The following is a 26560-nucleotide window of genomic DNA, read 5'->3' as shown; positions in this document are numbered from 1 at the left end:
AAAAAAAGAAACCGCACGCGATGCGCGGTTTCTTCACACTTGGATCATATTGACGGAGCGTGCTTTTTTTGCCTTTCGCAGCCCGAACCACCATAAAAACAGCATAAACGGCAGCATATAATATACCCAATGATTGAGGGCGGTAAGAATAAAATCGTAAGAACCGTGCAGACATGAAGGCACGGCCAGCGAAATCACAAGCCATTTGACACGGGCTTTTTTCTGCGAAAAGCGGGCTTTTCCGAGATAAAATCCCATAATCACTCCGATCAGCGCATGGCAGGAGACCGGCAGAAGCGCTCTTATAAAAGCATGCTCAACGCCGTGGCCGAATAAATACAGAATATTTTCAAGTGTGGCAAAGCCTAAAGACACACTGGCCCCGTAAACGATTCCGTCATAATGCTCATCAAAATGAGCATGCGGGTACACACTGATCATCAGAACGAACCATTTCACCGATTCTTCCAAAAATCCCGAAGACAAAAACGAAACGAAAAAGCTTCCTCCCCCCACATGCTCTTTTTCAAGAACATATTGGATAAACATGGTCGGAAACACAAGGACAACCCCGAGAAAAAAAGACCTCAGCACCATATGTACAGGTTCATTGTCATACTGATCTTTTAAATAAAAATAGCTTAACAGCGCAATGCCGGGAGCAATTCCTGCAGAGATGATTGCAAACATCAGGCAACCTCTTTCCTTTATATTCCTATATCTATGGTACCATGTTGTTCATATTTTTACATCTTTCAATTTTTTAAAAAAGAGCATATGAATGATCATATGCTCTCTGCACCCAGCCGTTTTGATATTTCGTTTGCGATCAAGCCGCCGTGAAAACGGCCGTTCTCGATAAAAATTTCATTGGCGTTATTTCCAGCCGCAATGACTCCGGCGATAAAAACACCGTCAACATTTGTTTCCATCGTTTCTTCCCGGAAAAACGGCCGGCCTGATTCAGCATCAATCTGCACCCCGATTTTTTCGAGGAAACCGTGATCGGGATGGTACCCCGTCATGGCAAATACGAAATCGTTTTTCAGCCGGACCGTCTCATTTCGGCCGGAGCGGAAAATGATTTCATCTTCCGTCACTTCTTCAAGACAAGCGCCGAATTCCATCCGGATTGTGCCGTTTCTGACAAGGGCCTCAAACTCAGGCAGAATCCACGGCTTGATGCTCGGGGAATACTCATGTCCTCTGTAGAGCACCGTGACGCGCGCACCGGACTTCACGAGTTCCAAAGCCGCGTCCACACTTGAGTTTTTCCCGCCGATCACAGCAACATCTTTATCAAAATAAGGATGGCCTTCTTTAAAGTAATGAAATACCTTAGGAAGCCCTTCACCCGGTATGTTCATATAATTCGGATGATCATAATATCCTGTCGCAATGATACAAAACGGAGTGAGGTAGCGGTCTTTTGACGTTTCTACAAGAAAACGGCCGTCTTCCTGTTTCGTTACGCGCTCCACCATTTCAAAGGCGTTTACGCGCAGCTCTTTTCTTCTGACAACCTCTCTGTAGTAAGAGAGAGCCTGTATTCGGACCGGTTTTCTGTTTTCCGTAATAAAGGCGACATCGCCGATCTCCAATTTTTCACTTGAACTGAAAAAAGTTTGGTGGGTCGGATAGTTATAAATGCTGTTTACGACATTCCCTTTTTCGATCACAAGCGCGTTCACGCCAATTTGCTTCAGATGTATAGCCGCCGATAATCCGCAAGGACCTCCGCCTATTATAATTGCTTTTTCTTCTGTCATGTCCTTCAACTCCTGCGATTGGCATTTCCATCATAAGTTTCCACTCATATAAAAAATCTCCTATATTATCATAGGAGATTTTTTTTGTTTATGCAAACGATTGGTTTATATCCAGCCTCTGAAACGCGAAGCCTCAGCCATTTTCCGCACGCCGACCATGTAAGCCGCAAGCCTCATGTCAATCCGGCGGTTTTGGGACATTTCATAAATATTATTAAACGATTTTATCATCATATTTTCCAGTTTTTCCTCGACTTCTTCTTCACTCCAGTAGAAGCCCTGGTTGTTTTGAACCCATTCGAAATAAGAAACCGTTACACCGCCGGCGCTCGCCAGAACATCGGGAACCAGCAGCGTTCCTTTGTCTGTCAGGATTTTCGTTCCTTCCAGTGTCGTCGGTCCGTTTGCCGCTTCTACCACGATTTTCGCTTTGATGCGGTCAGCGTTTTCTTCTGTAATTTGGTTTTCGATCGCCGCCGGGACAAGTATATCACAGTCCAGCTCAAGCAGCTCCTGATTCGTAATGGTGTCATTGAAAAGCTTCGTCACCGTTCCGAAGCTGTCTCTGCGGTCAAGCAGATAATCAATATCAAGACCGTCCGGATCGTAAAGGCCTCCGTACGCGTCAGAAATTCCGACAACTTTCGCGCCGGCGTCATGCATAAACTTGGCCAGATAGCTGCCCGCATTTCCGAAACCTTGTACGACGACACGCGCGTTCTGAATATCGAGACCTTTTTTCTTAGCCGCTTCTTTTATGCAGATGGTGACGCCTTTTGCCGTCGCTGATTCCCTGCCGTGGGATCCGCCGAGTACAAGCGGTTTTCCCGTAATAAAGCCGGGTGAGTTAAATTCATCAATTCTTGAATATTCATCCATCATCCAAGCCATAATCTGTGAGTTTGTAAATACGTCAGGTGCCGGGACGTCTTTAGTCGGTCCGACAATCTGACTGATTGCTCTTACATATCCCCTGCTCAGCCTTTCAAGCTCTCTGAATGACATATTTCTCGGATCACAAACAATTCCGCCTTTACCACCGCCATAAGGAAGATCAATAATTCCGCATTTTAAACTCATCCAGATGGAAAGTGCTTTCACCTCTTTTTCAGTTACATTCGGGTGAAAACGAATGCCGCCTTTTGTCGGACCTACGGAATCATTGTGCTGCGCACGATAGCCTGTAAATATTTTCACAGACCCGTCATCCATCCGAACAGGAATTTTAACCGTTAATAATCTGAGCGGCTCTTTCAGCAGTTCATACACTTCTTCTGGATACCCCAATTTTTCCAGAGCTTTATGTATTACGGTTTGGGTTGATTTTAATACATCATGTTTGTCTTCTTCATTATGACCGGTGAATCGATCGGCTGCCATTTGAGTTAACCTCCTAAAATCTTCTGTTTCTCTCATGCTCCCTTTCAGTGACTAGTATACACCTTCAATATCTCCGTGCATAGAAGAAAGACAATGATTTTTCCATTATTTCGCTTAAAAAAAGACGGCCGCTGAAAACAGCTGCCGTTTCAAATCTTTTTTATGAAAAATGTTTCTGGATGGTTTCCACAGCATTGCCGTCCATGATGAGTTTTCCGTACTCATGGAGCCTGTAAATCGTAATTGTCGCCGGGTGTCCGTATTCAGCCAGCACCGCGATGACACCTTCGGCGGAACGGGAGCCGAGGTCTTCAAGGCTTACATAGTATTGGTTCTCATAATGGTAGACGGTGCCGCCGGTAATCCCGATGCGGTGAAGGCTTCCGGCAAGCTGAATGATATCTTCAAACGAATGGAACTGATAAATAATATCCGGGCTTTCGTCAAGTTTGACCTGCATCTCGATATAATCATCGTCATATTCGTCATCTTCTGCGTCCGCGTCATGATTTTTCGTTACAATCACAACCATACCTTGTGCCTGAAGAGAATATACTTCCACCGCGATCGGACCATTCGCTTCAAAGCCGAGCTCTGTATTTGCTTCATTCATCATATCTTTAAATAACTGGTGGACTTTAAACGAGTCCTTCCAGAGGTCTTCTTTTGTCAGTCCCCGATCAGTCAGATCGTCGAGGGTTAAAAAGATTTTAATCTTATTATAGTTCAGACGCTCAAGCCGCATAATGTTCCCTCCTGCCTCTTCTTGCACACAAATCATATAACACAGTATATGAATAAATGAGTCATAGGTTCTTAATTTGTTATCAGTTTACACCGTGTACAGCGGGAAGACAAGCAGAATGCCGTTTTTTATCACCGCGGCCGGATTTGTTTCAGGAAAACGGCTCATCCGGCCCGCACAGCGTAATCATATGCGTCTCCGGCTTCGCCCCGAGCCTCAGCGGAACTTTTGTCGTCCCGTAGCCGTTGCTGATCAGATAATGCGCTTTTTTTACCGTTCCCGCCCCGCCCAATTCGTACGGCCCGAACCGGCCGAAACGGATTTGGCCGCCATGCGTATGGCCGCTGAACACAGCGTCAATCCCGTCTGACTCCCTCATCTGCTCATGGATGTCGGGGTTATGGCAAAGCAGAAGGTTTACTTTATCAGCATCCGTATATCTGATTGCAGCTTCGTAATCATCCATCATCATCCTGATATCATCCACCCCGCAGATCGTAACGGTTTCCCCTTTATAAGCAAACTGAACCGATTCATTTCTCAGCGGAATCACTTTGTATGCCCGTAAAAGTGAGAGCAATTTTTGCTGGCTGACCTCGTAATCATTATTTCCCCACACATAAATGACAGGCGCGAGAGCCGTCAGACGTTTGATGTTTTCTTCAATTCTGGCGTAAGGAACTCCGCCCTCCGCCAAATCACCGCCGAGCAAAACGGCATCCGGCTTATAAACTGCCGCTTCGCGGAGAAGCTTTTCATCAATTAAACGGCGGTGCACGTCAGATATAAAGAAGATGGTGAGCGGCTTCATCCCTTTCATTTTATCAAGCGTAAATGTATGTGTTTTCAGATGGCTGCCGTTTGCCGTTTTGTACATGACGGCCGCCATAACCGCAGCCGCTCCCGCCAATGAGCCGAGAATTCCCGCTGTTAGCTTCATAAACGCACTCTCCATTCTGTCATTGTCTTACATTAGACGGACAAACAAAAAAAGACGTTTCTATCCTTTCCGGAAAACGCCTCATTTTATTTGCTTTCAAAATAAAGATTGATATCATACCGATGTTTCATCAAGTGAAAAACAGATTCTCTCGCCCTCCATTTTTCAGGCTGGGGCCATAAATCCGTGCTTTTTTGGATAATTTCACATCTCAGTTTATGAAATTCACCCTCAGCTTTTTCTTCCTTTTTTTTAAAATAATAAGAAGTGCAATACGCAAAAGCGGAAGCCATAATCCAGCACAAATAAACCGTATGGCCTAATATTTCCTGCAGGATCAGCTGCGGAGAGGCTTGGGGGGCGTTAAAGCTTTTAAACATCAGCAGTATGCACATCAGGGAAAAACAAACGAGGGACGCCCACTGCCATCTTCGGCACTGTGCGGCATAATTTTCGTATTTTAATTTCCGTTTCACCAGCGCCTGAAGCATTTGTTTCGTCGGTCCGTCAGCAAATCGGTCTAATTGCTTCCATAAAGAATCCATGCGCTTCACACCTTGTCCGTTTTCATTGGTACACTATATGAAAAACGCGGTGAAAACATGCATTTATTTTAATCAGACAGCGGAATGTTCAGAACCTGGCCGGTGTACACGTCGTTTCCGTTTAATCCGTTGTAGCTGCGGATTTTTTCTTCGCCCGCCCGGCTTTTATAATATTTCATTGAAATACGGTAAAGCGTTTCTTTCGGCTGTACAGTATGCTGTACGGTCCGCACTTTTTTTGGGACAGTCCCGGCTTGATCACTCGCCTCAGCCGGAGCCGCTTTTTCACGGACAGCCGGCGGAGACTGCTGTTTTGTCTCCGCGTATTCGGTGTCTGTCGGCTTTACTTGTTTTTCTGAGGGCGGTTCCGTTTTTTCAGGTGTTTTTTCACTTGGTTTTTCTTTCGTTTTTTCAGGTGCAGCCGCTTCTTTCTTATCTTTGTCGTCAGACTTTTTTTTCGGTTGTTCTAAAAGAGCGGTTTCTGACGTTTCTTTCTGAGCGCCTTTCGGAATAACGGCAGGCGCGCTTTCACTGTGGTCTATGAAGACATCTTCATAGTCCTTCGGGTCAAATCTGCTGCTGTTCGTCATATAAAGAAGACCGAAAAAGACACCGATTGTTACGATAATGAACAGGACGGTCAGAAAAGTGAACAGCGGCGTTTTTGTTTTGGTTTTTTCCTTCACCTGCTCTTCCTTTTTTTTACGCTCCTCTTTTACAGATTGTCTTGTCGGGAGGCTGTCTTCAAGATATTCAATTTGTTCATCCGCGGCCGCGGCAACCTGCTGCTCGGCACGCAGCTGAGCTTTTCTTCTTTCAACTCTTGACATTTCCGTCATGCAAACCCCTCCTAACATATTGAAAACGGATCTGACAGGCAAATACCGCATCAATAATAAAATGCGCTGTAACCGGAACGAATAAATTGCCGGTCCATTCATAGATAAGCCCCAGCAAAAGACTGATGCCCGCAACCATCATAAACAGAAGCCACTTCGCCAAGTATCTGAAATGAAGCACGGTAAAAATGAAGCTGGCGGCCCATAAGCCGATATGTGTCTGCAGAACGCCTCTGAACAAAATCTCTTCGCTGAACGAAATGAGAAGCGTCAAAAACAAAATGTGCAGAACCGGCCTGTTCTTAAAAAGCAATACATTAATGCCGCCGTCATCATATAAATGCGAAGGACACCATTTCATCACCGCCAGATCGGCAAAAATGACAAGGACGGCAAGAGTTACACCGTACCATATGATATTATCGTCACGTATATGCCACAGCTTTAAAAAATCGTGAATGTCGGTGAAAAAGAAAAAGCCGATAACAGCTGAAACCGCCAATATGAGCAATTGGGTGGCATACAGCTGTATCACAATCTCCCGGTCTGAGAGCTGCTGGATCAATTCGCTTTGCCGTCTCAGCTGAACTCACCCGCAGACTCTGAACCGAAAATCCGGCCTAATTCCAGCTTCCAATCTTCAAACCGTTCCATGTTTTTCCGTTCTCCTTTTTGCTCGTACGGAGCCAGATCAAGTCCGCAGCTGCTGCAGCATTGTCCGGTTTGGCCTTCAGGCTCATACGATTCATCAAAATAAGACAGCAGCGCTTTTCTTATACATTCTTTCCGCTCTAATAACGCCGAAAAACGGTTCATTTTACGCAGCTTCTTTTCCACGCGGTATGTCAGTTCTTCCTGCAGCTGCTCTTTTGTGGTTTTTCCTTGCAGATACAGATGGACGGCCGTTCGCGCCTGTGTTTCCTGGACGCCTTTATTGATCAGAACGTCCCGAAGCTTTCGCTCATCATCCGTACCGGCATCCCGTATGACGGCCAAAATGCCTTCCAGATCATAATCAGACAGGCTTTCTGTCTGAATAATCTGCTGCTGAAGCTCGGTATCGCCGGGCGCCCTCAGCAAAATACTGACACTCGGGCTGCCGTCGCGTCCCGCTCTGCCGATTTCCTGCATAAAGGCCTCAGCCGTTTGGGGAGGATAAAAGTGAATGACAAAGCGGATATCTGACTTATCCACACCCATGCCGAACGCATTGGTACAGCAGATGCAATCAAGCTGGTTATGGATAAATTGCTGCTGGATCAAGATTCTGTCCCCTGTATCCATACCGCCGTGATAATAATCCGTCCGCTTTCCCGTTTTTTCATTCAGCTCAGCCGCAAGCTCTTCCGCCCATTTTCTGGTCGGACAATATATGATACCGGGGCCTTCAAGCTTTTCGGCAAGCTCCGTGAGCCTGCTTATTTTTTCGGCATTATCAGCCAAATGTTCTGCCGCCAGGAGAATATTCGGCCGGTTGACTGAATAAAGATGACGCACCGCATGCTCAAGTCCGAGCACATCCGTCACGTCTCTGAGCGTTTCTTTTGTCGCTGTTGCAGTCAGCGCCAATACAGGCGGCTTTCCGAGTGCCTGTCTGAAAGGCCCGAGCTTCGAATAATCAGGCCTGAAATCATGTCCCCATTCCGATATGCAATGAGCTTCATCAATAACAAATAAACTGACCGGAACGTTTTTCAAACGGTTCAGTACATAAGGTGAAGAAAGGGCTTCAGGAGACATATAGAGAAATTTATACCGGCTGATGTTGCTGAGAATAAAATGCCGCTCTGCGGAATTCAGCATGCTGTTTAATGCCGCAACCCGCTTTTCTCCTTTTGCTTTCAGCTGCTGCACCTGATCTTCCATTAATGAAAGAAGCGGTGAAATAATCAGCACCAGCCCGTCCATCATGTAACCCGGGAGCTGATAGCATAATGATTTCCCCCCGCCGGTCGGAAGCATGGCGATCGTATCCTTTTTTTGGAGCACGCTAGTCATAATCTCTTCCTGCCCTTTTTTAAAGGAATGCAAACCAAAATACCTGGATAAAGCTTTATGCAGCTCAGTCATGCTGATTCACCGTCTTTGCCAGCGCCAGCCTGATCTGGAAATAGCTGAAGCGCATCTGCATTCCTTCGCGAATCCGTTTAATTTTATTTGTTTGATGCTGTTTTGCAAATGCCGTTATCATACGCTGTTCCTCTTCAGAAAGATACTGTTCTATAAAAAATGCAGGCTGATGCAATGATATTTCTACGATATGATCTTCGATTGTGGCGGTTTTTAAATTTCTGACCGCGGCGATCCGTTCAATCGGAAACCCTTTTTCCAACAGCTCAAAGGTTTTTCTGGCAGACTGTGTCAGCGCGCTTTCCGCCTGCAGATCGGACAACAGCTCGCGCAGAGCGGGATATGCACATTGCGGAAGCGATTGAATAACATAATGTACCGCTCCCCAAAACTGGACGGACACATACCATTCATCTTCGTTCAGCTGGAGAGCGAGCTGCTTATTCGTTTTGCCGATTCTGTTGAATGAAGTTAAAGAATAGACAAAAATAAGCGCCTGCCGTTCACTTACGCCTTGCAGAAGCTGAAACAGCGCGTCATGCATTTGGACGGAAAGCTCTTTAGCATCTCTGTTTTTCCGCATGAACCATTTGACCCATCTCAGCGTCTGCACATCGTTAGTAACCGGGATATATTGACTGCATTGATGCTCTTTGTTTGACAGGACTTGAATGAGCAGAGAAAGCCGCCTCCACAGGATGACGGCAGGCGTTTGATAATTTGCGCCGTGGCAGTGCTTCGGCCAAGGCCGCTCAGCAAACGCCCGTTCAAGCCTTTGAACGCCGCGCGCAGTCACTTTCCGCGTTCCCTCTTCTTTTCCGGCTGTGATGTATGAGTTCTCGGTGAGTCTATGCATAGAAGCCGCAATATCGCCGCGTTCACACTGTGAAGCCATGCCGAAATATTTAGCGATCTGAAATAAGCCGGCATCCTGAATGGTTTGAGACGACTTTTTTCCTTTTAATAAATGAAACACAGCACTCGGAGTCCGTTCGCCGTCTATTTTGTCCAGACAGTCGAGAACCACGGTATCAAAGTAGTTTATCGCCAATCTAAACACACCTACATTTCTTTTGTGACAAGTTTCGTTTTTTGGTTCTTTTTATTTTAACAGATTTTCATATAAATTTGACGTTTAAAGTCATCTTTTAGGGGGAAGTGCTAAAGAGAATCCCTTATGTGATAAGCATTCTCAATCATTTTTCTGTTGAAATTTGACACTAACATCATTACAATAAGTAAGAGGAATAGGTGTTATATTTAAAAATATATAAGGTAAACCATTTGTTCCAACACGAACAATCTGGGAGGTTTTATTCATGGCAAAGTACACAATTGTAGATAAAGATACGTGTATTGCATGCGGCGCCTGCGGAGCTGCGGCACCAGACATTTATGATTATGATGATGAAGGCATTGCGTTCGTTACGCTTGACGAAAATAAAGGTGTCGTCGAAGTTCCGGAAGTTCTGGAAGAAGATATGATTGACGCATTTGAAGGATGCCCTACTGATTCAATCAAAGTTGCGGATGAACCGTTCGAAGGCGACCCGCTGAAATACGAATAAAAAAGCCCTCCCCGTGAGAGGAGCTTTTTCGTCCTGAATAAGACTCCGGCTGTTATCGGCCGGAGTCTTATTTTTTTGCCGATCAGCACAAACAAAAAAAGCGTCCGGCTGTTCTTCACAGAGCGGACGCTTTAAGCCTTTATTGTGTTTGGATGCTGCGTTTTTGTTCAATCCAAGGTTTCAGCTTCGTAAAGATGAACGTAAAGACGATGGTGATGATAATGCCTTTTACAATGTTAAACGGCAGAATTCCTGCGACAACCGCCGTTTTCAACTGGCTGTTTGACAATGCCGGTAAATGTAAAAACCAAGTATACGCGGGCAGGATAAGAATATAGTTCAAAATACTCATCAGCACGGTCATCGCCGCGGTTCCGGCCAGCAGGCTCACTGCAAGCCCTTTTGCAGAATTGAGCTTTTTAAACATAAACGCCGTCGGCAGAATAAACAGCGTCCCCGCGATAAAATTGGCTGCCTGCCCGACAGGCACGCCGGCCATGCTTCCTTGAATGATATACTGCAGAATATTTTTAATCGCTTCAACCGCAATCCCCGCCGCAGGCCCGTAAACCAAAATGGCGATAATTGCAGGAACGTCACTGAAATCAATTTTCAAGTAATCCGGCAGCCCCGGAAACGGGAAATTTAACAGCATAAGCACAAACGCAATACTGCTAAGCATACTGATGACAACTAATTTTTTTACTTTCACAATGCTCTCTCCTTTTCGATCAAATCTCTCGAAAAGAGGAAAGGTTCTTTTGCGCCCCAATAAAAAAACCGCTTTTGTTAAAAAGCGGGAGCTTACTAAGGCTTGGCAAAGAAACGTTTGATATAAGCATCAAAACGTCTGCTGAACCTCCATCTTCTCCCATCCAGACTATACTGTCGGCTCCGGAATCTCACCGGATCCTGCCGCCGAAGCAGCTCGCGGGCTTAGAGCGTGACGCTCATCACCGCCGGTAGGGAATTTCACCCTGCCCCGAAGATTGATCTTATGAATTTATTCACATTATATATGATCAAATTGTAATTGTATAGAGAACTGCTCAAATTTAAATAAAATATTGGGGAAGCCCAATTTCAGCTGATTCAGCGGTTTCCTTTTCTCCTTTACTGCGTCAATACACATTGACACTCTATTGAGAATATGATAAATTATCAGATATTTAGTCAGCTAAACTAGGAGGAAATCTAACAATGTTTCGAGTTTTGGTCTCAGATAAGATGAGCAATGACGGCTTAAAGCCGCTGATGGAATCAGACTTTATAGAAATTGTTCAAAAAAACGTCGCGGATGCAGAAGATGAATTACATACCTTTGATGCCCTGTTAGTCCGCAGTGCCACAAAAGTAACCGAAGAATTGTTTAAAAAGATGACTTCTTTAAAAATCGTCGGCAGAGCCGGTGTCGGCGTAGACAACATCGACATTGATGAGGCCACAAAACATGGAGTTATCGTGATAAACGCGCCGAATGGAAACACCATTTCAACGGCAGAGCATACATTCGCGATGATTTCTTCATTAATGAGACACATCCCGCAAGCCAATATCTCAGTAAAATCAAGAGAATGGAACCGGACGGCTTTTGTCGGGGCGGAGCTCTACGGAAAGACTTTAGGCATTGTCGGTCTGGGCCGGATCGGAAGCGAGATTGCCCAGCGCGCCAGAGCGTTCGGAATGACGGTTCATGTATTCGATCCTTTCTTAACCGAAGAGAGAGCCGGCAAAATCGGCGTAAACAGCCGGACATTCGAAGAAGTGCTTGAAAGCGCGGATATCATTACCGTCCACACGCCTTTAACCAAGGAAACAAAGGGACTGCTTAACAGAGAAACCATTGCCAAAACGAAAAAAGGCGTCCGTCTTATCAACTGCGCAAGAGGCGGCATTATTGATGAAGCGGCGCTTTTGGAAGCGCTGGAAAGCGGCCATGTCGCAGGCGCTGCCCTTGATGTGTTTGAAGTGGAACCGCCAGTTGAATCAAAGCTTCCCGACCATCCGCTGGTGATCGCCACACCTCACTTAGGCGCTTCAACGAAAGAAGCACAGCTGAATGTCGCGGCACAGGTTTCTGAAGAAGTGCTGCAGTTTGCAAAAGGTCTGCCTGTCATGTCAGCGATCAACCTGCCTGCGATGACAAAAGATGAATTCAAAAAAATCCAGCCTTATCACCAAATTGCCGATAAAATCGGAAGTCTCGTGTCACAATGTATGAAGGAACCCGTCAAAGATGTTGCGATTCAATATGAAGGCACCATTGCCAAACTTGAAACATCATTTATTACAAAAAGCCTGCTGTCCGGTTTCTTAAAACCGCGTGTAGACTCAACGGTCAATGAAGTAAACGCCGGCGGTGTAGCAAAAGAACGCGGTATCAGCTTCAGCGAGAAGATTTCCTCCAATGAATCAGGATATGATAACTGCATCAGCGTAAAAGTAACCGGAGACCGGAGCACATTTACGTTAACGGCTACGTATATCCCTCACTTCGGTGAACGAATCGTTGAACTGAACGGCTTTAATATTGACTTAAATCCTGCCGGCCACCTCGTTTATATCCAGCACCAGGATACGACTGGTGTAATCGGACGCGTCGGACGCATCCTCGGCGATAACGATATCAATATCGCTACCATGCAGGTGGGCCGTAAAGAAAAAGGCGGAGAAGCCATTATGATGCTTTCTTTTGATAAACATTTAGATGATAAAGTCGTCAATGAGCTGACTTCGGTTCAGGATATTGTTTCCGTTAAACTGATTGACCTTCCGTAACCAACAGAAAACCCAAAACATTCATATGTTTTGGGTTTTTTTACGTTTAATGGGTCGGAAGCGGATTAGGCGCGGCAGGCACAGCAATCGGTTTTGTCACATCATAATTACCGATTTTCTTTGCGTGCGCATGTGTGAACAGCACCTCAGAATAACCGAATTCCTTCGCGGTTAACAAAAGCCCTTCGATCATTAAAATGCCTTCCAGCGAATCTTCAACTTTATGTTTTTCGGACAATTGGATCCGCAGCTGCTCGCCGTCTTCCCTTTCCGATACCGATGCAATCGCATCTGCTTCTATAATGCTCGCGGTCTGTGCGCCTCCGTCTGTTGTCTTCATCCCGTCAATAGCCTGATATACTGAATAATAGGTTTGTTCAGACGGGATGAGATACTCTTGTCCCAGACTGTCGCTGTAAGAAAAATACGCCCGGTTTGTCTGTTTATGTACGGACATCTCAGCGGAAATGCCGTAAGATTTATAAAAATCCTGTCCGTCTCCGTTTTGAACCTTTTTCAATTTAATCCGCTCGTAAGGACTCCATGTCAAAGTCTCTTTCAGCATCTTTTTCAATAAATCAGAATCGGCAGCTGATTCGATAGAAAGACGTCCGTTTACCTGCACAAGCAAATCCTTCTTATCCGCCGTTACCTGCACACCGTCCAAAAGGTTCGGCACAGAGAGGAAAGATTCGGGCACTTCTAAGTTTTCTGCATCAGATAATGCCTCTGAAACCGATTCGTCAGGCTTCTTTTTTTCAAAACTGACCGGAATGACGGCGGATGTATCTGAATCGGCAAACGCCAAAGTAATGTAATTGTTTTTGTTTTCGTTAGAAACGACAAACGTCTTCTGATCCGGCTTGACAGCAGCTGACTGACTGGCTTTTTCAGCTTGACCGCTGTCAGCTGTAAGATCACCGGCAGATTTGTTTGTCATCAGGTGAGGAGAAATAATCAGAGCGATGCACAATGCGCAGATGCCGGCTGCGGCGGGGCCGATCCAGCTTCGGGCCGGTTTTTTCCTGTACGGTTTACCCGTTTCAATATTCCGGTAAATGGCCTCGGGTGAACGATGATCTCTAACCGCCGGAAGTTGTCTTAACAACTCCTCTACTCTTTCTTCGTTCCAATATGACTTCATCATCCATTAGCTCCTCCCTCAAAAGCTCCATCTGTTTCCGAAGTATTTTGAGCCCTCTGTGTTGGGTCGTTTTGACTTTGCTTTCCGAGAAGCGGAGAGCGGCGGCTGTTTCCTGAATGGAATATCCCTGAATAAATCTCAAGATAATAACAGCTCTTTGATCAATGGTGCAATGATCAAGCGCGGTGTAAATTTCCCGGACATTTTCATGCTGTACGGCGAGTTCGTCCGGAAGCAAATGCTGATCTCTGACATCTTGTGTATCCCAATCAAACGTACCCATAATACGCTGTCTGATCGTCTGCTGCTTGCGGAACCAGTCAATCGCCACATGGCGTGCGATGGACAACAGCCATGTTTTTTCACTGCTTCTTCCTTCAAATGTATGATAGGAATTCAAGACGCGGATATACACTTCCTGCGTCAAATCTTCAGCCTGCGACTTATCTTTTACCATATAAAATAAAAATTGATATAAATCTTGATGGTATGCATCGTATAATATCTGAAAGGTTTCTTCCATGGGAAACCCCTCCGTTCACTTTTTTGTCGTAAAAATGCGTTGAAAAGTTACATTACAACTATATTACGAGAAACTGGAATTTGGAAGGGAATTTATATTAACATATTCTTAAATTTTTAAAGGAGAAAAAAACAAAAAACACCCGCATGTTCTGCGGGTGTTTCGTATGGAACAAGATTGTTCGTCAATTTCAGACGTCATCCTGCGCTTTTGTCGGAATATAAAATGTAAACGTCGTCCCTTTGTCGATGCTGCTGTGAACCGCAATTGAGCCGCCGTGGGCTTCCACGATATTTTTTACGATGGCGAGCCCGAGTCCGGTCCCCGCCCTGCCTCTTGTTCTTGCTTTGTCCGCTTTATAAAAACGTTCAAAAATAAAAGGCAGATCCTCTTCCGGTATTCCCGAGCCGGAATCTTTGATATCGATTTTCAGTCCGTCTTTTACGGTATGAGCCGCGATATGAACGTTTCCGCCTGACTCCGTATGGCGCAGCGCATTATCTATAAGGTTGGTAAACACCTGTTCCATTTTGTCTTCGTCAAAGACACACTCCGGCTGAGACACCGAGATGTCCTCTGTGAGCGAAACGCCTTTTTCCTTCGCTACACCGGAAAATTTGCGGGAGATCTTCTCCAGAAATTCATGCAGGTTTACCGTTTCATAGCGCAGACCCGTATGTCCGGATTCCATTCTGGCCAAATCCAGTAAATCATTGACGAGCCGGCCCATGCGAAGAGATTCATCATAAATGATCTGCGCGATTTCTTTTTTCTCCTCTTCGGTGCTTGCAATGTCGTCCACTATCGCTTCACTGTATCCCTGCAGCATAGAAATCGGGGTTCTGAGCTCATGACTGACATTGGCAATGAAGTCTTCACGCAATTTATCCAGCCTGCGCTCTTCGGTCATATCACGGAGCACGGCCACGGCGCCGCGGACGTGTGATTCCGCATAAAGAGGCGACATCAATAAAACCCATGACCTTCCTTGAAGCGTCATTTCAATCATTTGCTCTTTTTCCGTGTTCACTGCATTTTGAAACAGCTCTTTTGCTTCAGGGGGAAGGTTGTCTCCTTCTTTAATGTTCATGTTCTGCTCATAATACCATGCCTGCAGAAAACGTTCGGCCGGCGGGTTGGTCACCAAAATGGTGCCGTCGATATTAATGGTGATGACCCCGTCTGCCATACTGCTTAAAATATTGGACAGCTGTTCTTTTTCCTGATTCAGCGCGTTAATATGGAAATTGAGCTGCCGTCCCATCTGATTAAAGGCAATGGCCAGTTCCCCGATTTCATCTTGGGTCAGAATCGGAATTTTTGTATCAAACTTTCCTTTCGCCAAGTCTTGGGCGCCTTCCCGCATTTTCCGAAGGGGATATGTCACCCTGCTGGATAAAAAGAATGCGAAAAACGTTGTCAAGACGATGGCAATGCCCGCCGCAAGAAAAATATAGCGTGTCGTATGTTTCGTCGTATCTTTGACGGCAAGCAGCGATTGGGATAAAAAGACCATGCCTTTTTTGCCGTCTTTTTCATAGGGCACTCCGACGATCAGCCGTTCGTTATCCGAACCGGCATTTTTGGGGACCGCGCGTTTGCTTACTTTATTGCGGTCTGTCAGCGCCTTGTGCAGATCCCGGTCATGTTTAATCTGCTCTAATGTAATAGAGGATAAATGATTATCGTCATTGGGCGAATACCAGACATGCTTATCATCCTGAATGATCGCGATGCTCGTTAAATTGTCCGCCAGTTCCCACGTGATGGATCTGGCAAGCGGCTGGTCTTCATGATTTTCTATTATGACCGCAATTTTATCGGCAAGCTGCGTTAAATCTTTTTCCGCTTCTTCAACGTGGTAATTTTCTATAAATTCCAGAAGCAGCACCGTTAAAATAAATAAAACAATTAACACGAGTGAAAGAATGGTAAACCAAAGCTTTCCTACTACGCTTTTCCAAAACTTCATTCAGCGCCTACCTCAAATTTGTATCCGACTCCCCAGACGGTGACGATTTTTTTCGCCGCTCCCGGGGACACTTTATTTAATTTTTCACGGAGCCGTTTGACATGAGTATCCACCGTTCTGAGGTCTCCGAAAAATTCATACTGCCACACTTCTTTTAAAAGCTTTTCCCTGTCGTACACTTTGTCCGGTGTTTTCGCCAGGAAGTACAGCAGTTCATATTCCTTCGGCGTCAGGCTCACCTCCGTGCCGTCCGCAGTCACCCTGTGAGCATCATGATCAATGGATAGATGCGAGAAGACGAGCACATTTTTTGTCGGGGTATTGGCTGTCAGATAAGATGTTTGGGAAGCCCTTCTTAAAAGCGCCTTTACCCGAAGCACCACTTCTCTCGGGCTGAAAGGCTTGACGATATAATCGTCCGTACCCGCTTCAAACCCTTGGACGCGGTTGGCTTCTTCCCCTTTTGCCGTCAGCATGATAATCGGGGTCGCTTTTTTTTCTCTGAGCTGCCGGCATACTTCTATTCCGTCCGTTCCCGGCATCATTAAATCCAAGAGCACCAGATCATAATCTGATGCCAGCCCCATTTTAATGGCCTCGTCTCCGTTTTCCGCTTCTTCAATCACATAGTTTTCCCGTTCAAGGTACATTCTTAAAAGGCGTCGAATTCTGGCTTCATCATCTACTACTAATATTTTAGTTTCATTTGTTTGATCCATCGTTTTCCCCCTGCTTTCCTTCTGTTACTTTCATTTTAACAAACTGTGCGGCAGCTTGAGAACTGTATCGGCTTTTTGCATCTATGCGTACGAATGAAGTCCGGCAAGCACGAGATTCACAAAAATTAAGTTAAACATAATAATGGCGAAGCCGATGACGGCAAGCCACGCGGACTTTTCGCCATGCCAGCCTCTTGACAGCCGCAAGTGCAAATACGCTGCGTAAAATAAAAAGGTGATCAGCGCCCATACTTCCTTCGGGTCCCAGCCCCAAAAACGCGTCCATGCAAGCTGCGCCCAAATCATCGCAAACACAAGCGCGCCGAGTGTGAATACCGGAAAACCGATGGAAACAGCGCGGTAGCCGACTTCATCGACCAAGTCCAGATTCACATTTTTGACGAGCGGGCTTATAAGAGCGCTGATTCTCTTTCTGAATATCAGCCTGAGCGCCCCGTATAAAACGAGACCTGCGCCAAACGACCAGATCACCGTATTGACCTTTCTGCCTGAAAAAATGGCCGGAAGCTCAATAAGCGGCTTCATTGCGCCTTCCGTAAGCAGTTCTCCGTCATGCGGGCCGACAAGCGCAGGCATATCATATATCATCACGCTTTTAGCCTCTTTTTTATCCACCCAATTAAATTCTGCTTTGTAGTCCGCCAGCCGGAATGCCGACGTGACGGCGATAAATGCCACGGTCGTCACGAGTATAAACATGATGACTTCAAGCCAGAACGTTTTTTTGCCCGGTCTGGATTGGTCGACATGCTTTAACAGGAAAATGACGCCGGCTACAAAACTGATCGCAAGAATCGCCTGCCCGAGCGCCGCAGTCGTGACGTGAATGTACAGCCAATTGCTCTGCAGTGACGGAATAAGCGGCGTGATGTCTGTCGGAAACATGCTTGCATATGCGATAAGCAAAAGCGCGATAGACAATGTGAACATGCCTAATGAAGGCAGTCTGTAAATAAAGTAAATAATAATAAAAGCGAGAACAAGCATCATGCCGAATGACGTCGTAAATTCAAACATATTGCTGACAGGCGCATGTCCGCTTGCCGACCATCTCGCAATAAAGTAGCCGAGATGACAAAGAAATCCGAAAATGGTTAACGTGATTCCGATAGCCGACCAGCGGCCCTTACCGTCCTTCGCACCTTTTGTTCCCCGGATGGCGCCGCCGAAAACCGGGACGGCAATTAAATAAATCAAAAAGGCAGCATAAAGAAAATTTGCGCTCAGCTCCGCCATGACACCACTCCTTTTTCACTAGGCCTGATTTTTGGCCAATTCTTTTTGATCGGCCGGCTCTTGAATCCCGGTCCCGCTAAGAACAAATTCGATATCCTTTTTCAGACCGAACCAGTTTTTGTTCGTATGTCCCGCCACAAGCACTTCATGATCACCTGTTTTGATCCAGATCCTTCTGTGCTGCCAGTACATCCCTTGAATGACGCCGATCATAAAGATCGCGCCGCCGACGGCAAGCACCCATAAGGTTAAGTCTTTTCTGACGGTGAGTCCTGTAATGTTTTTCGTTTCCACATGGTCGAATTTTAATTTGTACTTGTTACTTTCGGAACCTTCAACAGTCTGCTGAATCGCAACAAAACTTTTCTCCCCTTTCGGCTTGTCGGGAGCCGTGATTTTAAAGACAAAAGCCGGATTGTTAGGAACCTTCGTTTTCGTGCTCGGTTCTCCGTCTTTGTTAAAATAAAAATCAGGAAGATAACTGGCGATCTGCACTTTGTAACCGTTACCAAGATCGTAGTCCGTGTCGGGATCAAGAAGATTGATCTTCAGTTTGCCGAATGACTGTTTTGTTTTTTGGTCGATCAGCTGAAATACCATCTGATCGAGCTGGTTTTCTTTATAGTCCACCTGATACACAGAATAGGAGTCAAAGCGCAGCGGTTCATTGACGCGAATATTGTTTTCTTTGACTCTTTTAAGCTTCGGCTTTTCACCGAATACAATGTCGCCTTCCCTCTTGTACAGAACCGCGTCCGTAGTGAAGGATTTGGCGACTTTGCCGTTTCCGGCTCTGTCAATGGCGTCGGCGAATACTTTTTTCTCAGTGTCTTTGTTATATGTCTGCATCGTGAACCGGTTGTTTTTTAAGTAATATTTGCCGTCTGTACCGGGGATCTGGGCGGTTTCGCCTTCACGGACCCAGAGCGTTTCATCGACATACATACCGGGTACAAATCTCAGCATGGCTCCGATCAGAAAAATGATCAGGCCGATATGATTGACATAGGGTCCCCACCTTGAAAAACGGCCTTTTTCCGCCAGGATGCTTCCCTCTTGTTCTCGCACTCTATAATGCTTTTTTTTCAATCGTGTTCTGAGGCTATCAGCCGCATCCCCGCTCAGCTCGGTTTCTGTCCGGCTGTATAGACGCTGCCTCTTCAAAAAGACCGGATTCCGCCGAACTCCTTGATTTTTAAGCGCCCTGTACAAAGGAATCACCCGATCCAGGCTGCAGATGACCAGTGATATGCCAATGGATGCGATCAGGAGCATATACCACCATGAGCCGTACAGGTGATGAAACCCCAGCAAATAATACAGTTGGCCGATTATGCCGTACTGCTGTTCATAATATGTATCCGGCTGGGCGCCCGGAGGCAGATAAGCTTCCTGCGGAAAAACCGTGCCGAAAGCAGACGCCGCCAGAGTAATGACGATCAGCCATATTCCGACTTTTACGGAAGAAAAGAAGTTCCATACCTTATCTACGATTGTTTTGTTATATGTTTGCGAACGCCTTGCGCTGCCGTCGTACCGCATATCGGCAAGCGGCGATTTTTGATCATCAAGCGGCTTCCCGCACGACTCGCACAAAACCGTCCCGGCTGGATTCACGTGCCCGCACTCACATTTGACCTTTTTCATGAAGACGCCTCCGGCTTAATTAAATTCATATAGTCATGAACCATGCGTTCTGTCATCGTGCCGGTCACCACTTTCACGACCTTTCCGTCGGGATTGATTAAAAATGTCGTCGGAATAGGTGATACGCCGTACGCGTCCAGCACTTGCCGGTCAGTATCGAGCGCAACCGGGAAATTGACGCCGTATGTTTTCATAAAATTATGTACTGCAATTTTTGATTCGCCGACATTTACCGCAACCACCTCGACACCGAGGTCTTTAAAATGCTTGTATTGATTCTCCATGTAGGGAAATTCCTGCTTGCACGGCTCACACCACGTTCCCCAGAAATTCAGAAAAACACCTTTCCCTTTTAACTGACTCAGTTCTATGAGTCTGCCCTCTGTATCTTTCAGCGCGAAATTCGGGGCTTTGGACCCCTCAGATATACGCTCTCCGTTTGTGTAAACGGCATTATAGATGGTATATCCGAGCGCGCAGAGTAAGATGAGAAGGATGCCGGTCCGAATGAATAAACGCCGCCGTTTTTTGTTCATTGTACACTGCTCCCCTCCCCTGTCTGCAAATCCATTCAATTATATCATCTACACGTTTTGTAATTTTTGAAGGTTATGTGAAAATTAGAAAGCGTTTTTACCGTGTTCAGCTAAAGCCCGCAGCCTTTTCACCTCATGCGGCGTCAATTCTCTTGCGTCTCCTGTGCGCAGACCTCTTAAATCTAAAAATGCGTATTCTTCACGTTTGAGTTTCAGCACGTCATGACCGATCGCCTCAAACATGCGGCGGACCTGTCTGTTTCGGCCTTCATGAATCGTCAGCTGAATGATGCTCGTCTGCTTTCTTTTGTCCAGGGAAAGCATTTTCGCTCTGGCCGGCGCCGTCTTGCCTTCTTCAAGCTGAATGCCGCGCTCAAGCTTTCTCAGAAGTTCCTTGGAAGGAATCCCCTTCACTTTGGCGACGTACGTCTTATCAATTTCGTATTTCGGATGCATGAGTTTGTTGGCAAACTCGCCGTCATTTGTCAGCAATAAAAGTCCGCTCGTATCATAATCAAGCCTGCCGATCGGATAAATGCGCTGCGGCACTTCTTTGAAAAAGTCGGTCACCACTTTCCGCCCTTTGTCGTCATCAGCTGCTGAGATCACTCCTCTCGGTTTATAAAGCAGAAAGTACACGGGTTCTTCCCGCTCCACCTTTAATCCGTTTACTTCAATCTGATCAGAACCGGTCACTTTTACGCCGAGCTCTGTTATTACTTTTCCATTCACCTTTACTTTTCCTTCTTTTATCAGCTCTTCCGCCTTTCTGCGTGATGCCACGCCGGCATGAGCAATAACTTTTTGCAGTCTTTCCATGTCGTTCACCTCAAGTATAATCTTACTTTTTTCCCCTTGAACAAACAAGCTTTTTCAAGGAGAGTTATTCTGATATATAAAAAGCGCCTGATTTCAGGCGCTTCCAAATAATAACGTAACTATGATGATTGATGCAACCACCCCGATCAGATCAGCAAGAAGACCGACCTTTAAAGCATCGCCCATTTTTTTGATGCCGACCGCCCCGAAATACACCGTCAGGACATACAGCGTCGTATCAGTCGATCCCTGCATGACCGAGGCCAGTCTGCCGATAAATGAATCAGGCCCGTACACGGCGATCAGATCTGTCGTCATGCCGAGCGCCGCCGTCCCCGAAATCGGGCGGATCAGAGCAAGCGGCACGACTTCTGCGGGAATGCCGAGCGCTGTAAAGAAAGGCTTGCACAGCCCCATGACAAAATCCAGCGCGCCTGAGGCCCGGAATACGGTAATCGCCACCAGCATCCCGACCAAATACGGAATGATGGAAAACGCAATCTCAATTCCTTCTTTTCCGCCTTCAACGAATGATTCATACGTCGGCACTTTTTTGATCGTGCCGTATATCAATATACCGGCGATAATAATCGGAATCATGGCTAAAGACAGCCAATTCACCATTTCCATTCGCTTACCTCCCTTTTCTTTTGCGGCGGTACCAGAAGTAGCGGTCAATGAAAATCGCGCCGATTCCCGAAATTAAAGTCGCTAAGATGGTCGGCCCGACGATATCGGTCGGTGATTTCGCCGAATAAGCCATGCGCACGGCAATGACGGTTGTCGGTATCAATGTAATACTCGAAGTATTTACCGCCAAAAAGGTAATCATGGAACGGCTGGCCTCAGACTTACCTCCATTCAGCTTTTTCATCTGCTCCATGGCTTTAATGCCGAGCGGTGTCGCCGCATTTCCCAGTCCGAAAAAGTTTGCCATGAGATTTGATAAGATGTACCCCATGGCCGGATGATCAGGGGGAATATCGGGAAACAGCTTAGAGATAAACGGGCGGCACATTCTGCTGAATATATCCAAAAGGCCGGACTGCTCGGCTATTTTCATCAGGCCGAGCCAGAAGACGAGCACGCTCATTAATCCGAACGAGATCGTAACCGCTTCTTTTGCTCCTTTAAAAACAGCTTCATTCACATCCTGCAAGGTACCGTTAAACATCGCAAAGACAAGTCCGATTACCGTCAGACATACCCAGATTAAATTGACCATGACGAACCGCCCGCCGCGCTCATAAACAGGCTCGTAAACGTCTCAATGAAATGCTTTTTCGGTTTTTTATGGCGCTCGTTTTCATAATAGACGGGAATCTTGGCGATCACTTTCCCATCATGCATAACAGTCATCCGGCCGATGACATCAGGAATGAGAGAGGCGTCCTTTTTCCAGGCTTTTTTCGGTTTTATTAAGGTTGTGCGGATTTTTACATCGTCGATTTCATCCTCTTTTAATAAATATTTGACATCCCGGGCAATAAAAGCGTGTTTTCCGTAAAACGTCTTTTTCAGCTTCGGAATGCCGCCTTTTTTAGCGACGACATAGGTTTTATAGTGTTCAAAGACATAATTAAACATATTCATATGGTCATCCCAGTCATCCGGATCATTTATGGTGACCGCGATGAGATCCGTTCCGTCTTTTGAAGCCGTCGAAACGAGCGTCCGTTTCGCGATTTTTGTGTAACCCGTTTTTCCGCCTGTGCTGTAACGGTAGAGCCCAGTCAGAAGCTTGTTTTTATTTTTCCATACCCGGTCCATCGTTTCCGCCTTATACACTTTTGTGCCTGAAACGGTCCGGTATTCCTTGATTTTCATTGCGTATTTAGTCAAAAGCGCCATGTCATACGCCGTTGAATATAAATTTTCATGGTCGTCCAGTCCGTGCGGATTTTGAAATTTTGTATTTTCCATCCCGATTTGCTCGGCTTTTTTGTTCATCATAAATACAAAACCGTCAAGGCTTCCGCCGACATATTCAGCTATTGCCGCAGCGGCGTCATTTCCTGATCTCAGCATAAGCCCGTATACAAGATCTTTCAGCTTTACTTTTTGTCCCGGCTGAAGATAAATGGCTGAGCCTTCCGTTTTTACAGCATTCGGGGAAACCGTCACGGTCTCTTCCATCTTTCCTGATTCAATCGCCAGCACCGCCGTCATGATTTTCGTAATGCTTGCAATCCGCCGCTTATGATGTTCATCCTTGGCGAATAACACCCTGCCAGATGCTCCGTCGATAATAATCGCGCTTTTTGCGCTGACATGTATTTGGGCATGTGCCGTATTGCCGTCTGTAATGGAAAAAAGAATAACAAAAGTCAAAAGAAATACGGCAGCTTTTTTGAGAAAGCGCATGAATGCTCACGTCCTTGTTGTGGGTTTGTACAAGTTTATGCGCCTGTCCATGACTTATGAATACCAATTGCATCACTTTCACATAAAAAAACTCTCCCAAAAGGAAGAGTTTTTATCTGACTGATGCCATATTTGAGCCTGATGCTTCATATTGCGCCAATTCTTCCCGCATCCGCAGAAATTCACTGCTGAGCGAAAGCAGAAGGCTCCGCAGCGAATCCGGCACTTGCTGGTAGAATTCAATCGCGCTTTGGCCTGTATAAGCGGCGCGGCTGTTTTCGTACCATGTATCCTTTTTTGGCATGAAAAATTCTTCCACGCACTGATGATACACTTTATACAGCGTTTTTTCCGCTCTCACCTCATGAAACGGCTCCTGCATTAAGAGCCGCCGGCAGGCTTCCTGGGCGCCTTCGCAAAAGACGGTCATCCTCCTCAGCACACTGAACACGTCGCGGCAGTATGCCTCATCCGCCTCTCCTTGAGCCCGCATCTCCGGCAATGTTGTATGATTTAAATAGCTGCTGACCATCGTGACAACCTCGGCTAAAAATTCACCAGTTTCTTCAGTATGGGCCCTCACAATCGAATTTCCCATTTCCGTCCGTTTCCTTCCTCTCTTGTACGTCGTCATTTGCGTCATTCATCAATGGCCTTTCCCTACTATCGTATGATGAAAAACGATTATTATTTAATATCCTCAAAAGTTTGGTTGAAGTTTTCAAAGAATAAATCGGCTTCCTCCTGGAGAACGTCTTCCTCCGCATTTTCAGGAAGCGGCGGGAGCTCCTCCAATGTTTTTAAGCCGAATTGTTCAAGAAATACCGGTGTCGTGCCGTATAAAATCGCCCGGCCGGGACCGTCGGCGCGGCCCACCTCACACAGCAGCGCTTTTGACACGAGGCTGTGCAGAATCCGCTCAGACTTCACGCCCCGGATATCTTCAATTTCCGCCCGTGTGATCGGCTGCTTGTACGAAACGATCGCCAGCACTTCCAAAGAAGCCTGCGACAGCCCTTTTGACGGCACTTCGATTAGTTTTTTCAAATAAGGCACGAATTCTTTTTTCGTTCCAAGCATATACGTATCCGCATATTCGGTAAGCTCGATGCCTCTGTCGTCTTCCTTGTACTGAGCGGCCACTTCTTCCATGATTCCGGCCAGTTCCGCTTCTTCTATTTCAAGCACCGTCACCAATTGCTTTTTGGTCAGTCCTTCATCACCCGCCGCATACAGCAGGGCTTCCACAATCGCTTTCCAATTCACGATATCAAACGCCATGAATGGATTCACTCCCCGTAATGTATATATCTGAAAAGTTTTCTTCCTGTTCAATGATAATCTGCTGATTTTTCATCAGTTCCAGGACTGCTAAAAACGTCACGACGAGATGGTCCCTTTGCCGAGAAGGAAAAAGCTCCGTGAAGTTTATTCTTCTCCCCGCCGTTTTTAAGCTTTTTACGATTTCTTTCATTCTGTCTTCAATCGGTATTTCCTGTCTTGTAATGGTCGTTTCTTTCGGCCGCGTGATTTTTTTACGCTGAAGCACCTTTTGAAACGCGCCGATCATGTCATAAACGGTCACCGACAGTTTCTGCTCGGTCTGTTTGATTTCTTTTGCATACTCACTTAAATCACTCGGCGGCTTTGTAAATGACTTTTGTCTTTCTTCTTCCCGCTCTTTTAAATCCTTCGCAGCGGTTTTATATTTTCTATACTCAATCAGCTTTTCAATCAGCTCGTCCCGAGGGTCTTCTTCTTCAAGCATTTCGTCTTCAAACAGCTCTTCCTCTTGTTTCGGAAGCAGCATTCTGCTTTTAATGCTGAGAAGCGTCGCCGCCATGACCAGATATTCACTGGCGACATCAAGTTCAAGCTCTTGCATTGTATGTACATATAATAAATATTGTTCAGTAATGGTTGCCACGGGTATGTCATATATGTCGATTTCAAGACGGTTAATCAGATGAAGCAGCAGGTCCAATGGGCCTTCAAACGTATCAATTTTCACTTGATATTCTACCATTATCTCACCATTTTCAATATCACTCTCATTGCCGGAAAAACTGGCTACCCTTTAGTATAATCCACCGAAATGCTCTCGTCCAATACTTTTATACACGTCCTCCGTTATTTAGAAAATACTGAAAAAGAAGATATACGCCTATACCTTTAAAGGCGGATGCACATAGGATAGCCGTGTAAACTTGAAACAAAGGGAGGCTGATTTCACATGAGCGGAGCTTGTTTCGGCGGAGGTTTTGCATTAATTGTCGTTCTGTTTATTTTGCTCGTTGTCGTAGGAGCATCTTACATCTGCTAGTTCCTCAGGCTTCAGACACCAAGCCGCTCTTTTTTCCTTTTCAAAGCGCTGTGGTACACTGGTTTTAGCATAAAAGGAGGAAGCGGCTTGTATCCTAAAGCTTATATCGGCTTTTTGGCCGAATTTCACGCATCAAGAGATTATTTTGAGTGTCATGAACTGTTAGAGGAATATTGGAAAGAAAGCCCGGCTGAAAAGCGGAGCATTCATTGGGTCGGCCTGATTCAGCTTGCCGTCGCTCTGTATCACCAGCGCAGGGGAAATGAAGCCGGGGCGAAACGGCTGATTGCCAACAGCTTACGTATTCTCCGGTCTGAAAAGCAGGCGGTCTGTTCTCTCGGTCTCAGCCATCCGAAGCTGATTGAGCTGATAGAAACGCTGTCAGACGATATAGAAGCGGGCCTGCCTTACAGAAGTGTTATGCTTCCGATTACAGATGAAGCCCTGAAAGAAGCATGTCTTGCCGAATGCCGCCGAAAGGGCTATACATGGGGGCAAGACGGCGTATCAGATACCTTTCTTATTCATAAACACCGCCTGCGGGACAGGACGGATGTCATTAAGGAACGCGAACGGGAAATTGAGAGAAGAAAAAAAAGCAGAGGCTGACGGTCAGCCCTGC

General features: G+C 46.0%; 29 protein-coding genes and 1 riboswitch. Of the genes, 4 read left to right on the top strand and 25 right to left on the bottom strand.

The features are described 5' to 3' along the window. Window positions 1–33 precede the first annotated feature (33 nt). From prsW to AC2CGA_RS00420, 10 genes are all read right to left on the bottom strand, one after another. Complete coding sequence (prsW, locus tag AC2CGA_RS00465) at window positions 34–690, bottom strand: glutamic-type intramembrane protease PrsW (RefSeq protein ID WP_003153415.1); 657 nt, start codon at window positions 688–690, stop codon at window positions 34–36. Between the two features lie 95 nt (window positions 691–785). Further along, window positions 786–1769, bottom strand: coding sequence for a YpdA family putative bacillithiol disulfide reductase (locus AC2CGA_RS00460; RefSeq protein WP_003153414.1), 984 nt, complete (start codon window positions 1767–1769; stop codon window positions 786–788). Window positions 1770–1874: 105 nt separating this feature from the next. Further along, entirely contained in the window at window positions 1875–3149 is a 1275-nt protein-coding gene (gudB, locus tag AC2CGA_RS00455; RefSeq protein ID WP_003153413.1) for an NAD-specific glutamate dehydrogenase, read from the bottom strand. Between the two features lie 160 nt (window positions 3150–3309). Further along, window positions 3310–3894, bottom strand: coding sequence for a genetic competence negative regulator (locus tag AC2CGA_RS00450; protein WP_003153412.1), 585 nt, complete (start codon window positions 3892–3894; stop codon window positions 3310–3312). 151 nt (window positions 3895–4045) lie between these two features. Continuing rightward, entirely contained in the window at window positions 4046–4834 is a 789-nt protein-coding gene (locus tag AC2CGA_RS00445; protein WP_015388059.1) for a metallophosphoesterase, read from the bottom strand. An 86-nt stretch (window positions 4835–4920) separates the two neighbouring features. Continuing rightward, window positions 4921–5379 (bottom strand): YpbF family protein, encoded by a 459-nt coding sequence (locus AC2CGA_RS00440; protein ID WP_007409443.1) that lies wholly within the window; start codon window positions 5377–5379, stop codon window positions 4921–4923. A gap of 68 nt (window positions 5380–5447) precedes the next feature. After that, window positions 5448–6218 carry a LysM peptidoglycan-binding domain-containing protein gene (locus tag AC2CGA_RS00435; RefSeq protein ID WP_109567745.1) on the bottom strand — a complete coding sequence of 257 codons (771 nt, stop codon included), beginning with the start codon at window positions 6216–6218 and terminating at the stop codon, window positions 5448–5450. Further along, entirely contained in the window at window positions 6196–6783 is a 588-nt protein-coding gene (locus AC2CGA_RS00430) for a CPBP family intramembrane glutamic endopeptidase (protein WP_014305323.1), read from the bottom strand. Before AC2CGA_RS00430 ends, AC2CGA_RS00435 begins: the two co-directional genes overlap by 23 nt. 14 nt (window positions 6784–6797) lie before the next feature. Next, window positions 6798–8288, bottom strand: a complete 1491-nt coding sequence (locus tag AC2CGA_RS00425) for a RecQ family ATP-dependent DNA helicase (RefSeq protein ID WP_003153405.1) — start codon at window positions 8286–8288, stop codon at window positions 6798–6800. Beyond that, complete coding sequence (locus AC2CGA_RS00420; protein ID WP_014305325.1) at window positions 8281–9339, bottom strand: YpbB family protein; 1059 nt, start codon at window positions 9337–9339, stop codon at window positions 8281–8283. The genes AC2CGA_RS00425 and AC2CGA_RS00420 overlap by 8 nt, the downstream gene beginning before the upstream one ends. Before the next feature lie 268 nt (window positions 9340–9607). Between AC2CGA_RS00420 and AC2CGA_RS00415 the strand changes: the two genes are divergently transcribed. Continuing rightward, window positions 9608–9856 (top strand): ferredoxin, encoded by a 249-nt coding sequence (locus tag AC2CGA_RS00415; RefSeq protein WP_003153403.1) that lies wholly within the window; start codon window positions 9608–9610, stop codon window positions 9854–9856. Window positions 9857–9995: 139 nt separating this feature from the next. On the opposite strand, the gene fmnP is transcribed toward AC2CGA_RS00415, so the two are convergent. Continuing rightward, window positions 9996–10568: a riboflavin transporter FmnP gene (gene fmnP / locus AC2CGA_RS00410; RefSeq protein ID WP_484480097.1), complete on the bottom strand. Its 573-nt coding sequence runs from the start codon at window positions 10566–10568 to the stop codon at window positions 9996–9998. A gap of 147 nt (window positions 10569–10715) precedes the next feature. Further along, window positions 10716–10850, bottom strand: a riboswitch (FMN riboswitch). Between the two features lie 206 nt (window positions 10851–11056). On the opposite strand from fmnP, the gene serA reads away from it, so the two are divergent. Then, window positions 11057–12634 carry a phosphoglycerate dehydrogenase gene (serA, locus tag AC2CGA_RS00405; RefSeq protein WP_003153401.1) on the top strand — a complete coding sequence of 526 codons (1578 nt, stop codon included), beginning with the start codon at window positions 11057–11059 and terminating at the stop codon, window positions 12632–12634. A gap of 46 nt (window positions 12635–12680) precedes the next feature. Here the strand turns inward: serA and AC2CGA_RS00400 are convergent, their stop codons facing one another. From AC2CGA_RS00400 to AC2CGA_RS00335, 14 genes are all read right to left on the bottom strand, one after another. Next, entirely contained in the window at window positions 12681–13781 is a 1101-nt protein-coding gene (locus AC2CGA_RS00400; protein ID WP_014305327.1) for a hypothetical protein, read from the bottom strand. Then, window positions 13717–14301 carry an RNA polymerase sigma factor SigX gene (gene sigX, locus AC2CGA_RS00395; RefSeq protein ID WP_003153399.1) on the bottom strand — a complete coding sequence of 195 codons (585 nt, stop codon included), beginning with the start codon at window positions 14299–14301 and terminating at the stop codon, window positions 13717–13719. The genes AC2CGA_RS00400 and sigX overlap by 65 nt, the downstream gene beginning before the upstream one ends. A gap of 190 nt (window positions 14302–14491) precedes the next feature. Continuing rightward, on the bottom strand, window positions 14492–16273 hold the full coding sequence (locus tag AC2CGA_RS00390) for an ATP-binding protein (protein ID WP_003153398.1): 1782 nt from the start codon (window positions 16271–16273) through the stop codon (window positions 14492–14494). Further along, window positions 16270–16992 carry a DNA-binding response regulator ResD gene (gene resD / locus AC2CGA_RS00385; RefSeq protein ID WP_003153397.1) on the bottom strand — a complete coding sequence of 241 codons (723 nt, stop codon included), beginning with the start codon at window positions 16990–16992 and terminating at the stop codon, window positions 16270–16272. The genes AC2CGA_RS00390 and resD overlap by 4 nt, the downstream gene beginning before the upstream one ends. 81 nt (window positions 16993–17073) lie before the next feature. Continuing rightward, complete coding sequence (ccsB, locus tag AC2CGA_RS00380) at window positions 17074–18249, bottom strand: c-type cytochrome biogenesis protein CcsB (RefSeq protein WP_003153395.1); 1176 nt, start codon at window positions 18247–18249, stop codon at window positions 17074–17076. A gap of 18 nt (window positions 18250–18267) precedes the next feature. Then, window positions 18268–19896 (bottom strand): cytochrome c biogenesis protein ResB, encoded by a 1629-nt coding sequence (resB, locus tag AC2CGA_RS00375; RefSeq protein WP_003153393.1) that lies wholly within the window; start codon window positions 19894–19896, stop codon window positions 18268–18270. Continuing rightward, a complete protein-coding gene (gene resA, locus AC2CGA_RS00370; RefSeq protein WP_003153391.1) occupies window positions 19893–20432 on the bottom strand; it encodes a thiol-disulfide oxidoreductase ResA in 540 nt (179 codons plus the stop codon). Before resA ends, resB begins: the two co-directional genes overlap by 4 nt. Window positions 20433–20516: 84 nt before the next feature. Further along, window positions 20517–21251, bottom strand: coding sequence for a 23S rRNA pseudouridine(2605) synthase RluB (rluB, locus tag AC2CGA_RS00365; protein ID WP_015388055.1), 735 nt, complete (start codon window positions 21249–21251; stop codon window positions 20517–20519). A gap of 93 nt (window positions 21252–21344) precedes the next feature. Beyond that, a complete protein-coding gene (spmB, locus tag AC2CGA_RS00360) occupies window positions 21345–21881 on the bottom strand; it encodes a spore maturation protein SpmB (RefSeq protein ID WP_003153387.1) in 537 nt (178 codons plus the stop codon). A gap of 4 nt (window positions 21882–21885) precedes the next feature. Further along, on the bottom strand, window positions 21886–22476 hold the full coding sequence (locus AC2CGA_RS00355) for a nucleoside recognition domain-containing protein (protein ID WP_003153385.1): 591 nt from the start codon (window positions 22474–22476) through the stop codon (window positions 21886–21888). Continuing rightward, window positions 22464–23615: a D-alanyl-D-alanine carboxypeptidase family protein gene (locus tag AC2CGA_RS00350; protein ID WP_139885583.1), complete on the bottom strand. Its 1152-nt coding sequence runs from the start codon at window positions 23613–23615 to the stop codon at window positions 22464–22466. Before AC2CGA_RS00350 ends, AC2CGA_RS00355 begins: the two co-directional genes overlap by 13 nt. Before the next feature lie 112 nt (window positions 23616–23727). Continuing rightward, window positions 23728–24213: a DUF3907 family protein gene (locus tag AC2CGA_RS00345; RefSeq protein ID WP_046559849.1), complete on the bottom strand. Its 486-nt coding sequence runs from the start codon at window positions 24211–24213 to the stop codon at window positions 23728–23730. A gap of 89 nt (window positions 24214–24302) precedes the next feature. Continuing rightward, window positions 24303–24896 carry an SMC-Scp complex subunit ScpB gene (scpB, locus tag AC2CGA_RS00340; protein ID WP_003153378.1) on the bottom strand — a complete coding sequence of 198 codons (594 nt, stop codon included), beginning with the start codon at window positions 24894–24896 and terminating at the stop codon, window positions 24303–24305. After that, window positions 24886–25641: a segregation/condensation protein A gene (locus AC2CGA_RS00335; protein WP_003153377.1), complete on the bottom strand. Its 756-nt coding sequence runs from the start codon at window positions 25639–25641 to the stop codon at window positions 24886–24888. Before AC2CGA_RS00335 ends, scpB begins: the two co-directional genes overlap by 11 nt. A 207-nt stretch (window positions 25642–25848) precedes the next feature. Here AC2CGA_RS00335 and AC2CGA_RS00330 point away from each other — a divergent pair, with 207 nt between their 5' ends. Both AC2CGA_RS00330 and AC2CGA_RS00325 read left to right on the top strand, forming a co-directional pair. Beyond that, a complete protein-coding gene (locus AC2CGA_RS00330; protein ID WP_003153376.1) occupies window positions 25849–25938 on the top strand; it encodes a YjcZ family sporulation protein in 90 nt (29 codons plus the stop codon). An 87-nt stretch (window positions 25939–26025) separates the two neighbouring features. Then, window positions 26026–26547, top strand: coding sequence for a DUF309 domain-containing protein (locus tag AC2CGA_RS00325; RefSeq protein ID WP_003153375.1), 522 nt, complete (start codon window positions 26026–26028; stop codon window positions 26545–26547). Window positions 26548–26560: the final 13 nt, after the last annotated feature.

Source organism: Bacillus sp. SYZHCR11 (genome assembly GCF_057196865.1).
This window is presented reverse-complemented; position numbering and strand designations above follow the sequence as displayed.

Bases quoted from the DNA above. Each gene is read 5' to 3' on its own strand.
- AC2CGA_RS00350 (WP_139885583.1), bottom strand. From the start codon at position 23,615: ATGCGCTTTCTCAAAAAAGCTGCCGTATTTCTTTTGACTTTTGTTATT.
- AC2CGA_RS00345 (WP_046559849.1), bottom strand. From the start codon at position 24,213: ATGGGAAATTCGATTGTGAGGGCCCATACTGAAGAAACTGGTGAATTT.
- gudB (WP_003153413.1), bottom strand. From the start codon at position 3,149: ATGGCAGCCGATCGATTCACCGGTCATAATGAAGAAGACAAACATGAT.
- spmB (WP_003153387.1), bottom strand. From the start codon at position 21,881: ATGGAAATGGTGAATTGGCTGTCTTTAGCCATGATTCCGATTATTATC.
- serA (WP_003153401.1), top strand. From the start codon at position 11,057: ATGTTTCGAGTTTTGGTCTCAGATAAGATGAGCAATGACGGCTTAAAG.
- AC2CGA_RS00425 (WP_003153405.1), bottom strand. From the start codon at position 8,288: ATGACTGAGCTGCATAAAGCTTTATCCAGGTATTTTGGTTTGCATTCC.
- AC2CGA_RS00400 (WP_014305327.1), bottom strand. From the start codon at position 13,781: ATGATGAAGTCATATTGGAACGAAGAAAGAGTAGAGGAGTTGTTAAGA.
- ccsB (WP_003153395.1), bottom strand. From the start codon at position 18,249: ATGGCGGAGCTGAGCGCAAATTTTCTTTATGCTGCCTTTTTGATTTAT.
- AC2CGA_RS00335 (WP_003153377.1), bottom strand. From the start codon at position 25,641: ATGGTAGAATATCAAGTGAAAATTGATACGTTTGAAGGCCCATTGGAC.
- prsW (WP_003153415.1), bottom strand. From the start codon at position 690: ATGTTTGCAATCATCTCTGCAGGAATTGCTCCCGGCATTGCGCTGTTA.
- AC2CGA_RS00440 (WP_007409443.1), bottom strand. From the start codon at position 5,379: ATGGATTCTTTATGGAAGCAATTAGACCGATTTGCTGACGGACCGACG.
- AC2CGA_RS00415 (WP_003153403.1), top strand. From the start codon at position 9,608: ATGGCAAAGTACACAATTGTAGATAAAGATACGTGTATTGCATGCGGC.
- resD (WP_003153397.1), bottom strand. From the start codon at position 16,992: ATGGATCAAACAAATGAAACTAAAATATTAGTAGTAGATGATGAAGCC.
- AC2CGA_RS00355 (WP_003153385.1), bottom strand. From the start codon at position 22,476: ATGGTCAATTTAATCTGGGTATGTCTGACGGTAATCGGACTTGTCTTT.
- resB (WP_003153393.1), bottom strand. From the start codon at position 19,896: ATGAAAAAGGTCAAATGTGAGTGCGGGCACGTGAATCCAGCCGGGACG.
- rluB (WP_015388055.1), bottom strand. From the start codon at position 21,251: ATGGAAAGACTGCAAAAAGTTATTGCTCATGCCGGCGTGGCATCACGC.
- scpB (WP_003153378.1), bottom strand. From the start codon at position 24,896: ATGGCGTTTGATATCGTGAATTGGAAAGCGATTGTGGAAGCCCTGCTG.
- AC2CGA_RS00460 (WP_003153414.1), bottom strand. From the start codon at position 1,769: ATGACAGAAGAAAAAGCAATTATAATAGGCGGAGGTCCTTGCGGATTA.
- resA (WP_003153391.1), bottom strand. From the start codon at position 20,432: ATGAACAAAAAACGGCGGCGTTTATTCATTCGGACCGGCATCCTTCTC.
- AC2CGA_RS00390 (WP_003153398.1), bottom strand. From the start codon at position 16,273: ATGAAGTTTTGGAAAAGCGTAGTAGGAAAGCTTTGGTTTACCATTCTT.
- AC2CGA_RS00445 (WP_015388059.1), bottom strand. From the start codon at position 4,834: ATGAAGCTAACAGCGGGAATTCTCGGCTCATTGGCGGGAGCGGCTGCG.
- sigX (WP_003153399.1), bottom strand. From the start codon at position 14,301: ATGGAAGAAACCTTTCAGATATTATACGATGCATACCATCAAGATTTA.
- AC2CGA_RS00330 (WP_003153376.1), top strand. From the start codon at position 25,849: ATGAGCGGAGCTTGTTTCGGCGGAGGTTTTGCATTAATTGTCGTTCTG.
- AC2CGA_RS00450 (WP_003153412.1), bottom strand. From the start codon at position 3,894: ATGCGGCTTGAGCGTCTGAACTATAATAAGATTAAAATCTTTTTAACC.
- AC2CGA_RS00435 (WP_109567745.1), bottom strand. From the start codon at position 6,218: ATGACGGAAATGTCAAGAGTTGAAAGAAGAAAAGCTCAGCTGCGTGCC.